The organism is Streptomyces sp. NPDC059564, assembly GCF_042735575.1.
In the GTDB taxonomy this organism is placed as follows: domain Bacteria; phylum Actinomycetota; class Actinomycetes; order Streptomycetales; family Streptomycetaceae; genus Streptomyces.
This window is the reverse complement of the sequence record NZ_JBHWBP010000201.1, coordinates 1-13,647: the sequence shown is the minus strand read 5'-3', so window position 1 is coordinate 13,647 and position 13,647 is coordinate 1. Positions and strand designations below refer to the sequence as shown.

11 protein-coding genes are annotated in these 13,647 nt (G+C 72.6%); 6 read left to right on the top strand and 5 right to left on the bottom strand.

From position 1 onward, the window contains the following. Positions 1–412: 412 nt before the first annotated feature. Together ACFV0Q_RS27390 and ACFV0Q_RS27385 are read right to left on the bottom strand one after the other, a co-directional pair. Complete coding sequence (locus tag ACFV0Q_RS27390) at positions 413–2,101, bottom strand: class I adenylate-forming enzyme family protein (RefSeq protein WP_385009030.1); 1,689 nt, start codon at positions 2,099–2,101, stop codon at positions 413–415. Further along, positions 2,098–3,882, bottom strand: a complete 1,785-nt coding sequence (locus tag ACFV0Q_RS27385) for a CoA transferase (protein ID WP_385009029.1) — start codon at positions 3,880–3,882, stop codon at positions 2,098–2,100. Before ACFV0Q_RS27385 ends, ACFV0Q_RS27390 begins: the two co-directional genes overlap by 4 nt. 143 nt (positions 3,883–4,025) lie before the next feature. Between ACFV0Q_RS27385 and ACFV0Q_RS27380 the strand changes: the two genes are divergently transcribed. Beyond that, a complete protein-coding gene (locus ACFV0Q_RS27380; protein ID WP_385009028.1) occupies positions 4,026–5,234 on the top strand; it encodes an acyl-CoA dehydrogenase family protein in 1,209 nt (402 codons plus the stop codon). Here the strand turns inward: ACFV0Q_RS27380 and ACFV0Q_RS27375 are convergent. Together ACFV0Q_RS27375 and ACFV0Q_RS27370 are read right to left on the bottom strand one after the other, a co-directional pair. After that, positions 5,221–6,315, bottom strand: a complete 1,095-nt coding sequence (locus tag ACFV0Q_RS27375) for a sugar ABC transporter permease (protein ID WP_385009027.1) — start codon at positions 6,313–6,315, stop codon at positions 5,221–5,223. The genes ACFV0Q_RS27380 and ACFV0Q_RS27375 overlap by 14 nt on opposite strands. After that, positions 6,312–7,547 carry an MFS transporter gene (locus ACFV0Q_RS27370; RefSeq protein WP_385009026.1) on the bottom strand — a complete coding sequence of 412 codons (1,236 nt, stop codon included), beginning with the start codon at positions 7,545–7,547 and terminating at the stop codon, positions 6,312–6,314. The genes ACFV0Q_RS27375 and ACFV0Q_RS27370 overlap by 4 nt, the downstream gene beginning before the upstream one ends. 195 nt (positions 7,548–7,742) lie before the next feature. Here ACFV0Q_RS27370 and ACFV0Q_RS27365 point away from each other — a divergent pair, with 195 nt between their 5' ends. After that, on the top strand, positions 7,743–8,543 hold the full coding sequence (locus ACFV0Q_RS27365) for a hypothetical protein (RefSeq protein WP_385009025.1): 801 nt from the start codon (positions 7,743–7,745) through the stop codon (positions 8,541–8,543). Positions 8,544–8,689: 146 nt separating this feature from the next. Further along, on the top strand, positions 8,690–9,388 hold the full coding sequence (locus ACFV0Q_RS27360; protein WP_385009024.1) for a sigma-70 family RNA polymerase sigma factor: 699 nt from the start codon (positions 8,690–8,692) through the stop codon (positions 9,386–9,388). An 89-nt stretch (positions 9,389–9,477) separates the two neighbouring features. Here ACFV0Q_RS27360 and ACFV0Q_RS27355 read toward each other — a convergent pair whose 3' ends face one another. Beyond that, complete coding sequence (locus ACFV0Q_RS27355; RefSeq protein WP_385009023.1) at positions 9,478–10,320, bottom strand: helix-turn-helix domain-containing protein; 843 nt, start codon at positions 10,318–10,320, stop codon at positions 9,478–9,480. A 144-nt stretch (positions 10,321–10,464) separates the two neighbouring features. On the opposite strand from ACFV0Q_RS27355, the gene ACFV0Q_RS27350 reads away from it, so the two are divergent. From ACFV0Q_RS27350 to ACFV0Q_RS27340, 3 genes are all read left to right on the top strand, one after another. Beyond that, a complete protein-coding gene (locus tag ACFV0Q_RS27350; protein ID WP_385009022.1) occupies positions 10,465–11,205 on the top strand; it encodes an SDR family oxidoreductase in 741 nt (246 codons plus the stop codon). Between the two features lie 316 nt (positions 11,206–11,521). Then, complete coding sequence (locus ACFV0Q_RS27345; protein WP_385009021.1) at positions 11,522–13,006, top strand: FAD-dependent monooxygenase; 1,485 nt, start codon at positions 11,522–11,524, stop codon at positions 13,004–13,006. 26 nt (positions 13,007–13,032) lie between these two features. Then, a partial coding sequence (locus ACFV0Q_RS27340) for an amidohydrolase family protein (RefSeq protein ID WP_385009020.1) occupies positions 13,033–13,647 on the top strand: 615 nt, incomplete at its 3' end.

The window sequence follows — 13,647 nt, the reverse complement described above, 5'->3', positions numbered from 1 at the left end:
GCTACCACCACATCCCGGGACGGCATGCCCAAGCCGTCCCGGGATACCCCTTACACCCCGAACGCCCTTCCTGTGAGTCGGCTCACGAGGGCCACGCATTCCCGGGCTCCGCGAGCCACACCGCTGTGGGCGGCCGGCTGCCGGACGGGGCCGGGCCGGGACTGCTCTTCGCGGCCTTGACCACGCTGTGCACCGCCCTCTTCGGGACCCGCCGACGCCGCTTCCACGTGACCACGCTGGTTCTGGGTGCAACACGGTTCGCCCTGCACCCCTGGCCTGCTTCATCGTCGTGGACGTGGCCGTCGGCCTCGTACGGCGGAGCCCGAAGGCCTGACCAGGTGGGGAGGGCACGTACGCCTGCCCTCCCCACCACCCGATGCGCCCGGCGGTCCTCGGCCGCCGGGCTCATCGCTCATCCGGCCTGGGCGAGGGGCTCGGCCTCGGGTATGCCGTGCTGCGCCTGCGCCAGGCTCTCGGTCAGGCGTTCCCGCAGAGCCGCCCGGTCCGGCTTGCCCGCCGCCGTCAGGGGTATCTCCTCCACCACGAGCAGACGCTCTGGGTGCTTGCGCCGCTCCAGACCTCGCGCCGTCAGGTGTTCGCCGAGGGAGTCCAGCGTCGGAGCCTGCGGGCCCCGCGTCACCACGCAGGCCGCCAGCCGCTCACCCATCAGCGGATCGGGAACACCGACGCAGACGACATCCCGGACCTGCGGGTGAGAACGGAGTTCGCGCTCGACCTCGGCCGGGCTGATGTTGGCGCCGCCGCGGATCACGATGTCCTTCAGGCGGCCCACGACGTGCAGCACGCTGTCGGCATCCAGGTAGCCGAGGTCGCCGGTTCGGACCCAACCGTCGGGGGTGCGGTAGAGGGCGTCGAGATCAGGGGCGCCCACGTAGCACAGCGGTGTCATGGGGCCCCGAGAAATGATCTCGCCGATGTCGCCGTCGGGCAGCGCTTCGTGGGTCTCGGGGTCGGCGATGCGGATCTCGGCGACCCGGGGGTCGGGGTGGCCCGCCACGACCCCCGACGCGTCGGTCGGAGGCACGGTACTGGCCAACCCCGTGTGGCAGTTGACGCCGTCGGCCGAGCCGTAGAGGTTGACCACCGGGCAGCCGAAGGCCTTCGCGGCGGCGGCAGCGGTCGTCTCGTCGAGCGGGGCGCCGCCCAGGACCAGCGCAGTGGGGGCCGGCAACTGCTCGCTCGTCGCGTCCAGGCGTTCGAGCATCATGCGGACCATGGTGGGCACGCCGAGGACGTGGGTCGGCTCATGCTCACGCATCGCCGCGATGGCGGCCTCGGGTGAGAAGTGGTCGAGCAGGACCAGGGTGCCGCCGTGCCGGGCGAGCGTGACTGCGGTGCCGTTGGACCCGAAGGCCGAAGCCAGCGGTACGAGGAAGAGGCAGCGCGGCGGGGTCCCGTCGGGGATGAGGGAGGCGAGGAAGTTCCCGCGCCCGCCGGCCAGCGCGTTGTGCGAGTAGGCGATCATCTTCGGCTCGGCTTCGGAGCCCGAGGAGACCAGGATCCGGGCCGCGCTGTCGGGGTCCGGACGGGCGGGGACGAAGCCGCTGGGGTCGCAGCGCATGAGGTCCGACCACGACGTCGTGCCCTCGGGTGCGGCGCCGGGGCCGACCGCGACTACGTGGCGGAGGGCCGGCAGTGTGCGGGAGAGCGTGTGCAGGTCGGCCGCGTGGTGGACGTCGCGGTGTTCGATCGCGGCGATGACGGCGACGGCTTCGGCCCGGCGGAGCAGGCACTCGGCTTCGAGGGTGCCGCGGCCGACGGGGAAGGGGAGGGCGACGGCGCCGAGCGCGGCCAGGGCCAGGTCGGCGATGACGGCGTTGCGATGGTTGGGGAGTTGCACACCGACCACGTCACCCTCGCGTATGCCGAGGTTTCTGAGGCCGGTGGCCAGACATCGCACCTTGCGGTCCAGGGCGGTGTAACAGAGTGTGCCCTTGGCATCCAGAACGGCCGTGTGGTGCAGGTCGGCGATCTGGCGTGCCCTGAAGAGGCTGTAGAGGTCGAGGTCGGGGCACGTGCCGTCGACCACCCAGGAGCGGCGGAGCTCGGCGGGCAGCAGGTCGTGCAGTTCGACGGTCACGCGAAGCTCCAAGGGTCGGGAACGGCGGGGGCACCGTGCGCGTCACGGCTGATCGAGCCGGCGAAGCGCGCGTCGTGGTGCAGGTCGGAGAGGTCGGTGGTGACGGCGGTGGCGGTGAGCCCACGAGCACTCAGCCGGTCCAGGGCGTCGGTCGTGGAGAGCTCGCGCAGGTCGCACTCGGCCGCGGCCCCGGCACTCCCGTCGGCAGGGGCGATCCAGCCGTCGGCCGTCGGCAGCGGGTGCCGGAAACCGGCGGGCCGCCTGGGATGCTCCCCACGGGCCACCCGTCGCAGTGCGGGGCCGGTCAAGGTGTCGGCGGCGCCGAGGAGCGAGGAGTCCACCCGTACGCCGCGGCCGGTGCGTTCCCTGAGCAGCAGTCCCGCGAGCACGGCTTCGGCGCCGTGCAGGCCCCCGAGTACGTCGAGCAGGGTCATCAGCGAAGGGGCCGGAGCCTCGCCTTCGGGACGGACCGCCTCGCCCACACCGGTACGGGCCTGCACCATGAAGTCGGTTCCCATGGGGGCGTCCTGGAGCCGGTCGGCCCAGCCGCTCGTGTACGCGTAGACCAGGGCGGGATTGACGGCGGCGAGGTCGTCGGCGTCCAGGCCGAGCTCGGCGGCCTTGCCCGGGGCCCAGTTGTGCAGGAAGACGTCGGCCTCCGCGGCCATCTCCCGCAGCCGAGCGCGGTCGGCCTCCGCCTTGATGTCGATCTCGACGGCCTTCTTGCCCCGGTTGAGGGCGAGCCAGCGTGCGGAGATGCCGGAGCAGGTGGGCGGCATGCCGCGCAGCGGGTCCCCGCCCGGCGGCTCGATCCGGATGATCTCGGCTCCCAGCAGGCCGAGCAGGTGCGCGGAAAGGGGTGCCTGGATGCGCCGGCCCGCCTCAAGCACCGTCAGCCCTGCCAAGGGCCGGCCGGAAAAGGGGGCGGCTGCCGTACGGGGGCTCGTTGAGGCGAGGCCATCGGCGAGCGGCCGCAGCGACCAGGGCGCGGCGCCGTCGGCCTCCAGGGCGTGTTCAGCCAGGGTCCGCAGTACGCAGACCTCGGCGCCGGAATGCACCGCGGCCTGCCGGATCCGCGGGAGGGGATGTGAACGGGTCACGGCGTGGAGGGCCGGAGGGAAGGGGGCGCAGGCGGTGGCGTAGCGGAACTGGAACGGCCGCCACCCGGCGCGTATCGCGCCGGCCGGGGCCTCCAGGGCGCGCCAGAACGTGGCCCATGCTCCCGGGTCGAGGGTCTCCAGCTCGAACAGAACGCCCTCGGCCGAGGTGAAGGGCGGTCCTCCTGGGGCGAGTTCGGCGGCTTCGCCCTCATCGGCCCCGGCGGCGGCGAGGTACTGGGACACGGCGAGCAGTCCGGCCCTGTCGGCACTGGCGGTGACGTGGAGGGCCTTGGCCCCGCGGGCCTGGCCGACCAGTCCGGCGAGCAGTCCCTGGACGGTGAGGACGGCGGTGGCCGTCGCCGCGTAGTCCGCGGCAAGTCCGCGCGGGCTGCCGTCGCGCCGGCCGTGGACCGCCATCATGCCGGTCGCGGCCTGCACGGTCGCCTCGTCGACGAGCCCGCTCCCGGGGTTCGCCCAGGTGGCGGTCGCGTGAGCGGGGTCGAAGCCGGCTCCGGAGAGCGTGATGCGGCCCGACGAGTCCTCATCGGCGAGCTCGTCGGATCGCGCGCCGAGCAGCCGTAGGTGCTCGGCGACGACGTCGGTGATCTGCGGGGGCCCCGAGGTGCCGAAGCGCAGTGTGTCGAGCGGCCGGACCGTCTGCGTGGTTGCGGGGGACGCCATGCCTCTCCTCTCCCGGCGCGGCGGTGGCCGTCGCCCAGGTCGAACGGAACGCGGGAACTCGGAGGGGTGCGCACCCGACCAGTTCCTCGGACAGAGAGTCGGACAACAGTTCCCATGGGTTCCCGGCAATGAGGAGGAATGCAGTGACGGATTCAGGCACCGCACACGAAGGATCGGCTCAACCCCGGCCGCGCATCGCCGAGTTGCGGGAGAAGGTCGACCACTTCGTCCGTACGAAGGTGATCCCGTCCGAGACGGTGCTGGACGCGGGCGGAAAGGATGCGACCGCCGCCTTGACACAGTTGCGGGCCGAGGCGCGTGCCGCCGGGCTGTGGGCCCTGCCACTCCCGGCGGACCTGGGCGGCGGCGGCCTGACCTTCCGCCAGTACGCGGAGCTGGCGGAGGCCGAGGGCGCCAGCGACCACGGCCCCGCCGCGCTGGGCTCCGCCCCGCTGCTCGATGTCACCATGCTGAACCGTCACGGCAGCACCCGGGTTCGCGAGGAGTACCTGAAGCGACTGGTCTCAGGAGGGATACGTACCTGCTACGCGATGACCGAACCGGACGTGCCGGGCACCGACCCGCTCCTCACCGGCACCCGGGCCGAGGCCCGGCCCGACGGCCGCTGGTGCGTCAGCGGCCGCAAGTGGTTCACTTCCGGCGCGGCGGGCGCCGGTCTCGTCACCGTCATGGCGCGTACGGGCGGGGCGGCAGGCGACCGAGAGGGGCTCTCCCTGCTGCTCGTACCGACGAGCTCGCCCGGATTCCGCGTCGTACGCGAACTCCCCGTACTCGGGGCGGCGGGCCAGTACGAGATCGAACTCGACCGGGTGGTCGTGCCCGCCGACCACCTCCTCGGCTCAGGCGGCGACGCCTTGGCCATCGCGGGCGAACGGCTCGCACTCGGCCGCACCCTGCGGTGCCTGCGCTGGCTCGGCCAGGCCCGGCGCGCCTTCGACCTCATGTGTGAACGCGCCGCCACCCGCAGCGGGTCGCGCGGACCGCTCGCCGACCACCAGCTGGTCCAGCAGCACGTCTTCGACGCCCTCCTCGCGCTGCGTACCACCCGCCCCCTGGTCCACGAGGCGGTCGCACTGATCGCGGCCGGACAGGACGCCCGTACCGAAGTGGGGCTGGCCAAGGTCGCCGCCGCCCGGATGCTCCAGCAGGTCACGGACTCCGCCATCCAGGTCCATGGCGCCGCCGGGCTCGGCCCCGACACCCCGCTGCCGTCCCTGTTCCGCGGCGGGCGGGCGGCCCGCATCCTCGACGGCCCGGACGAACTGCACATCACCTCGGTGGCCCGCCGGGTGCTGCACGGCTACGGCCAGGGGTCCACTACACGCGGGTGATGTCGACGAGGTCGTCGAGGGCGGCCAGTCCGAGGGCCAGGAAGAAGTCGCCCCAGATCAGTTCGTGGCGCACCGCCAGGCCCTTGGCCGCGTCGTAGCAACCGTCCAGCAGCATTCCCGCCGGACGGCCCGAGCCCGGTCCGGTGAGGTGAGCCTCGGCCAGTCGGCTCAGGATCGCCACGGCCCGGTACGAGCACACCGCGGCCCGGGGCGCCCATGCACGCGACAGCTTGAGCAGCGCGACGGCGGTGATCGCCGCGGCCGAGCTGTCGACCGGCCCCCGCGGCCGGGATGCCTCGTTGGGCGGGACGATCCGCCCGGTCAGCGCCTCCGCCTGGACCAGCAGCTGCTCGGCGGCGAAGGCGAGCCGCTCCGGCCGGATGTCGGCAACGTCCGGATGCAGCAGTGCATCGGCCACGGCCAGGAGCAGCCATGCCTCGCCGCGGCTCCAGCCCGGTGCCGGGTCCTCGCAGGGGTACCACCCCGTTGCCGCGTCGAACTGCCATGCGGGCCGCGGTCGGCGGCCGTTCCCCGCGCCCTCCGCCCCGAGGGCGAGGTCAAGGTGCTGGTGGAGGTGGGCCGCCGCCACGGCAGGCCCCTCGGGTCCGGCTACGGCCAGGAGGGGCACCAGCCCCGGTACGGCGTCCGCGCGGGCCAGGGCCCGGGGTCCGCCGAGCGCCGCACCCCAGGGCACGATGCCTGCAGCGGGGTCGTAGGAGTCCAGGCAGGCTCGGCCCGCCTTCGCTCGCAGCGCGGCGGCTTCGGGCGTGTCGAAGGCCGGAGCCGTCCCGTACCAGAAGATCAGTCCTCGGGTGGCGGTGTCGGCTTCCGCCCACGGCGCGAGCCGGGCCGTGCATTCCGCCGCGGCCAGTCGGTGTGCCTCTTCCTCGGTGTAGCGGGCTCGCAGCCACAGCAGTCCGGCCCAGAAGCCGCCGGTCCACGAGCCGCGGCCGGTCGTCTTCCACCGCCCGTCGGCCGGGTCGGCGTACAGCGGAAAGCGGGCGCCGACCTCGGCCTCTGTCACCGTCACCCGTTCGATGACGGTTGCGAGCGCCTGGCCGGCCCAGTCGCCGGAGGTCATGCCGCCTTCCCCGTCCCCACTCGCCGGTCCCGTACGGCCCAGAGGAACGCGACCGCTCCTGCCGCCGCGAACTCCACCGCCACCAGCAACCAGCCCGCCCCGTATCGCCCGCTCTGCGCGAGGAGGCCGAACAGCGGCGGGCCCACCGCGAATCCGGCGAAGAACCCGGCCGCGACGAGCGCCGAGTCCTGTCCGGCGCGGCCGGGAGCGGCGCGCTGCATGACCAGCACCATGGAGACGGCGTTGCCGGATACGGCGAACACTCCGACAGCGACGGCGCCGGCCCACACCAGCGGACTCGCGAGGAGCCCGCCTGCCAATAGGGCCGCCGCCCCCACGGCACCGCAGGCCAGCAGACCTGGCAGCCACTCGGCCCGGCCCGGGCGGGCCGCCTTCGACCACCCGACCCGACCGAGGACGCCCGCGACCCCGAGGACGGCGACCAGGCCACCGGCCACGGTGGGCCCCATCCCCAGACCGCGCACCCCGTACAAGGCGAGGTAGGTGTTGACGGAAGCGATCCCGGTTCCCAGGAACAGCGAGAAGCCCGCCAGCCACGCCACCATCCCCTGCGGAACGAACGACGTGCGGGCGGGCGAAGCCGACGTGACGGGCGGGTCGGCAGGCAGCGCGCACAGCGCCCACACTCCGGCGAGAAGTGCCGCCCCGGAGGCCGTCCACACCGCGCCCCGCCAGCCGAGGCCGCCCGCGAGGGCGGAGAGCGGCAGGCCGGCGGCAAACGCCCCCCACTGCACACCCGACTGCTTGAGACCGGTCACCGCCCCTCGCCGGACCGGCGGGACCGCGGCCAGGATCGCCTTGTTGGTGGCGGGGTTGGCCAAAGCCTGCGGTATGCCGCCCAGCGCGACCGCACCCAGCAGCAGACCTGCGCCGGGGGCGGCCCCGATCAGCGCGAGCGCAAGGGCGGAGACGGCGAGCAGGAGCACCAGCGAGCGTCGGGGCCCGATACGGTCCACCATCCGGCCGCCGGCCGGGGACAACGCGGCTGCCGTCCCGAATCCGACCGTGGTCGTCAGCCCCAACACCGCTGCCGAGATGTCCAGTTCCTCCACCAGGCGAGGTCCGAGCGCACCGAGCAGGAACAACTGCAGCATCGAGAACGCCATGGCGCAGGTGAGCAGCGCGGTCAGGCTCCGAGCCTCCCGGTCCCGCCCGCTTGGCACCGTCGCCGTCGCTGCCATCGTCCCCTCCGCCGCCACAGAAGTCTCCATTCCCCAGATGTTGAACATCACGACCGACTGGGAAGGCAGTCGGATGGACCGGCACCACAGTTCCCCCTCCCCTCTGTGCCCTGCACCACACCGGGCGAACGAACTCCAAGGCGCACCACGGCGCGGTCGAGAACTTGTCAGTAAGTGCGCACCCCCCTGCGCAGTCCGGAAGGCTGGTGCGAGGATGAACCCGCCATGACGCCAGGCCACTGTTTCCGAGCCGTACGGGCTGCGATGTTCGCAGCCGTCTGCGTGCTGCTCGCGACCGTCGGCCACGTGCTCATGTCCGGTATGGCCGTGCCCTGGTGGGCGATGTCCGCCGCGTTCGTGGGCACGGCGGCCGCGGCCTGGTCCCTCGCAGGCCATGAACGCGGGCCGCTGACCGTCATCGCGGCGACGGTAGCCGTCCAGGCCGCGCTCCACTCCGGCTTCTCCTTGGCCCAGTCGGTCCTGCACCCTTCCCTGCCGTCCGGCACGTCGTTCGCCCGCCAATGGGCCGCGTACCTGATGTGCGGAGAAGGCACGGCGTCGACGCTGTCCTCCCATGACGCCCTGAAGGTCGTCAACGAGGCGGGGCTCGGCAGCCTCGTGTCCCAGCCACCACCCGGCACCGTCATCCCTGACGCCGGCTCCCACGTCCACCACGCCATGCAGGGCATGACCGGCGCCGTATCTGAAGCCACCGGCACCCTCATGCCTGCAGGCGGTCACGACATGGCCGGCACGTCACCAGCCGGAATGCTCGCCGTCCACCTGCTGGCCGCTCTCCTCTGCGGCCTGTGGCTGGCCTACGGCGAACAGGGCGCCTTCCGCGTCCTGCGCGCCGTCGCAGGCTGGCTCTGGACGCCGCTGCGCCTGCTCTTCGGCCTCGCCCCGGCTCCTCTCCCGCCGCGTATCCGCGTACGCCGGGTGCGACGCAGCCGCGCGCTCCCGCAGCTGTTCCTCGTCCACGCCATCACCTCACGGGGTCCGCCGACGGGAACCGCTGTCCTGTGACAGCTGGTTCCCCGAGGACGCGCTGACGGCTCTTCTCCTGCCCGTCGCGCCTCGGGCATCGGCCATGCCCTCCGGCAGGCCGTACCCCCTTCACCGGCAACGCCCCTGCGGCGCGCCGGACACTTTGCCCTTAAGGACCTGTGGCGATGACTCCTGCCCTGCCCACCCAGCACCGTCCCGCCGGCGAAAGGCCGGCCCGGCACACCCCGGACTCCGATGCGGCCGTGACCCGACTGGCCCTCGCCGCCCGCGACGGGGACCCCGCGAAGGCGGACCGGTTCGTCCGCGCCCTGCACCGTGACGTCTGGCGTTACGTCGCCTACCTCAGCGCGGATCCCCAGGCGGCCGAAGACCTCACCCAGGACGTATTCCTGCGCGCCCTCGCCGCGCTCCCCCGCTTCGAAGGCCGCTCCTCCGCCCGCACCTGGCTGCTGTCCATCGCGCGCCGCACCGTCGTGGACAGCGTGCGCCATGCCGCCGCCCGCCCCCGGCTGTCGGACCGCTACGACTGGCAGGCCGCCGCCGAGCAGAGTCAGGCGTACGGCCTTCCCGGTTTCGAGGACGGCATCGCCCTCGCGGAACTCCTGGCCGCGATCCCGGCCGAACGCCGTGAGGCCTTCGTCCTCACCCAGTTGCTCGGCCTCCCCTACGCCGAGGCCGCTGTCTCCGTCGGCTGCCCCATCGGCACGGTCCGCTCCCGCGTGGCGCGCGCCCGCACCACTCTGATCGCCCTGCTGACGGACACGGAACGGCCCACGACTCAGCCGAAGCACCCCACCGCGTGCGCGGCCGGGGACACCACCCGCCCGAGCCCGGCCGCCGCACTCGTGGCCTCACTCGCCTGAGCATCGGAAACCCGTGCGGGAGAGATCGCGCTGCGCGCGGCCTCTCCCGCCGAGCGACATGCGTCACGCTGGCTGGCGGCCCAGCCGCATCACGCTCGTCCCGTTCCGCTGCCTTCGAGCGTGTGCGAGGAAGAGCCGAGGAGGGCGAGGGTGTCGGCATCCGGACTGCCCGGCTCCGCGATGCCGATCAACAGGTGCTGGCCGGGGGCGCTCTGGACGTCGAAGGACTGGTACGTGAGGGCGAGCCGGCCCGCGCGTGGATGGTTGAAGGTCTTGGACCTGAGGCCGAGAGAACTGACACCGTGGCACAGCCACATCTGCTCGAACTCTTCACTGCCGCTGCGCAGTTCCTGGATGGTGGCGGCCATCCGGAGATCCCCCGGATGGTGTCCGGCAGCCAGGCGCAGGGCCTCGACGGAGCACTGCGCGACCTCTTGCCAGTCCACGTAGAGCTCTCGGGCGGCGGGGTCGAGGAAGAGGGAACGCAGCACTCGGCGGCGGTCGGCCAGGGGCGAGAGCAAGGCATCGGCCAAGGCGTTGGCCGCGAGCACTTCGAGGCGGCGGTTGATGACGTACGCGACCGCGGCAGGGAAGGCCTCCATGAGCTGGAGCAGAGCCGGGTCCACTTCGTCCGACTCGTCGGCGGCCTCGATCGGCGGCAGGAGGCCTGCGAGGCGGTAGGCGTGCCAGTGAGCATGGGTATTCAGGCGTAGCGCCCGCGAGATGGCGTCGATGACCTGGCCGGAGGGGTTGCGTTCGCGCCCCTGCTCCAGCCGCGTGTAGTAGTCCGCGCTGACACCGGACAGCACGGCGACTTCCTCGCGCCGGAGCCCCGCGACCCTGCGGTGTCCGTAGGCCGGAAGGCCCACTTCTGCGGGCTTCAGACGGGAGCGCCGCGCTTGTAGGAAATCGCCGAGTTCGTACCCGCTCATGCCTCGATCGTATGCGGCGCGTTCCTGGGAGTGCCGCACCCAGGAAGCCTCGCCCTGCCTGCCCGGCGCAATCACCGCCAGGATCGGAAGGCGGGTGGACGACCACCCGGTCCGGCCTCCGCCGGCTTCATCGAAGGGGTTCTCATGACCGTCCCGTCCATTCCGGTAGGCAAGGTCGTACTGGTCACCGGTGCGAGCAGTGGGATCGGCGAGGCGACGGCCCGGCGGCTGGCCGCGTCGGGGCACCGGGTGGTGCTCGGCGCCCGCCGCACGGACCGTATCGCCGCCCTCGCCGAGGACATCCGCGGCAGCGGCGGGGAGGCGGACCACCAGGAGCTCGACGTGACCAGCCAGGTCAGCATGCGGGCCTTCGTCGACGCCGCGCAGGACCGGTACGGCCGCATCGACGTCCTGGTCAACAACGCGGGCGTGATGCCGCTCTCTCCGCTGGACGCGCTCAGGGTCGACGAGTGGAACCGCATGATCGACGTGAACGTGCGCGGCGTGCTGCACGGCATCGCCGCTGTGCTTCCCCTCATGCGCGCGCAGGGCTCCGGCCACATCGTGAACATCGCCTCCGTCTCGGGACACCGCGTCGACCCGACCGCCGCCGTCTACAGCGCGACCAAGTTCGCGGTCCGGGCCCTGTCCGAGGGGCTGCGGCAGGAGAGCCGCGACCTGCGGGTGACCGTGATCAGCCCCGGACTGACCAGGAGTGAGCTGGCCGAGGGCATCAGTGACACGGCGGTGCGCGAGGCGACCAGGGACATGCTGAAGATCGCGATGCCCGCTGACGCCATCGGCGCGGCGATCGACTACGCGATCGGCCAGCCCGTGGAGGTCGATGTCAGCGAGATCGTCGTGCGACCCACCGCCCAGGGCTGAACCGACGGACCACAAGGACACGTCGCACGGAGAGACGTCATGGTGACGAAGCACCAGGTGGAAGCGCGGGTCGAGGGGTACCCGCGGGCCTGGACCTCCAACAGCCGCAAGCGCGTTGTTCCGCATGCGGAGCAACGAGGTCTGACGCCCACCGCGCCGCAGGTGCCGACCGCCACACCACGCCAAACAGAAACGTACGTTTGCGTTGCGGCCCCTCCAGTGCTAGCTTCACAGTGAAACGAAAACGCTCGTTTCTCTTTGATGCGGCGGGTCTCCTGCGGATTTCGCGGGGGATCCCGCACGACGAGGAGGCGTCATGCCTGCGTCGCCCATCACCACTCCCCTCCCGCCGCACACGGACGTTCTGATCGTCGGCGCCGGTCCCGTGGGGCTGGCCCTGGCCGTGAGCCTGAGGCAGCTCGGCGTGGACCACGTTCTCGTCGACCGCGACACCGGCGTGCGGATCGGCAGCAGAGCGGCAGCGCTCCAGCCCCGCTCCCTCGAATACCTGGACCGGATCGGCGTCGCCGAACACCTCGTCGCGGCCGGTGAGAAGGGGCGCGGGTTCCGCGTCCACGACCGGGAGCACACGCTGCTGCACGCTTCCTACGGCGACCTGGACACGCCCTATCCCTACGTCCTGCTCGCCTCCCAGCAGTCGACGGAGGAGCACCTGCTGCGACGCCTGCGGCAGCTGGACGGCGGGGTGCACCGCGGCCACAGGTTCCTCGGCTTCACCCCCGATGTTCCCGGGGTCTCCGCCGTGATCGCCGATCCGGAGGGCTTGGTGCGATCCGTGTCCGCGCGCTACCTGGTGGGCTGCGACGGTCTGCACAGCGCCGTACGCACGGCCGCAGGGATCGGGTTTCCCGGAGAGGCGCCGGAGCAGTTGTTCGCCCTGGCCGACGTCCGCCTGGGCCTGGGGGCGAGCGGCCTCGGGGAGGACGACACCACCTTCTTCCTCTCCTCCGCGGGAATGCTGCTCCTCTCGCCGCTCGCTGACGGACAGCACCGCATCGTGACCCCCGCCGCGCCGGGGTCGGCCGCGCCCCGCGCCGCCGACATCGAGCGGCTGGTGTCCGAACGCGGGCCGCTGGCAGGACGTACCCGGGTGACGGCGGTGGTGAACGCCTCCACGTACCGCGTTCAGGAGCGGGTCGCCGAGCGGTTCCGGGCCGGTCCGGTCTTCCTGGCCGGGGACGCCGCACACACCCACAGCCCGGCCGGCGGGCAGGGCATGAACACCGGCATCCAGGACGCCGGCAATCTGGCCTGGAAGCTCCACGCCGTCCTCACCGGCGCCGCCCCCGCCGAACTACTCGACAGCTACCACGACGAGCGGCACCCGGTCGCATCCGAACTGGTCGCCTTCACCAGCCACTTCGCCAAGATCGCCACCTTGACGGACCCCGCCGCCGGACAGCGCCGCAACGACCTCCTCTCCGCAGCCGCGGCCACACCGGGGATCGTCGGCTGGATCGCCGCCAAACTCGCCCAGCTCGACATCAGTTACGCGCGGGAACCCGACCGCGACTCCCCCCGCCCGGGAGACCGGGTCTCGCCCCTGACCGTCCCGCAAGCGGGCCTGCGCTGGACGCTGGCCCTGCCCGGCCGGAGCGAACCGGAGGACGAGCGGCAGCGGAGCACCGCTCTGTCCGTGTGCCACGTACCCGGACTGCGCACTCCCCTGCTGGTCCGCCCCGACGGTCACCTCGCCGCGCACGGAGTACCGACCGAGCCGGCCGAGGTACTCAGTCGGCTGACCCAGCACCTGCCCCGGCCCGTTCCGTCCACCCGATGACCCGGCTGTTCAAAGGAGACAAGAACATGTCGACTTCTGCTTCCGCCCCCACCCTCATCCGCAACGTCGCCGTCTTCGACGGCACCGAGCTGCACACACCCCAGGACGTCCTCATCGGCGGTCCCCTGATCGTCGCCGTCGGCCCCGCCCTCGGTACACCGGCCGGGGCAACCGTCGTCGACGGCAGCGGCCGCACCCTGCTGCCCGGGCTGATCGACGCCCACACCCACACCAGCGACACCGAACAGCTGCGGCGGGCACTCCTCTTCGGGATCACCACCGAGCTCGACATGGGTGGTACGCCCTCGGTCGCCCGCGCGGTACGGGAGGCCGCGCGCGAGCGCGACGACCTGGCCGACCTGCGCATCGCGACGACCGGAGCCACCGCACCCGGCGGCCACCCGAGCCAGTTGGTCGAACTCGGCCTGATGGCCCCCTTCCCGACCCTCGCCGGTCCCGAGGACGCGGGAGCCTTCGTCGCGGCACGGATCGCCGACGGGGCGGACCACCTCAAGATCTTCATCGAGGACGGAACTGCGATCGGGACACCGATGCCCGTCATGTCCCCCGAGACGATCCGCGCGTTGGTGCGGGCCGCACACGAGCGCGGGCTGCGCACCGCCGCCCACACCCTCACCCGC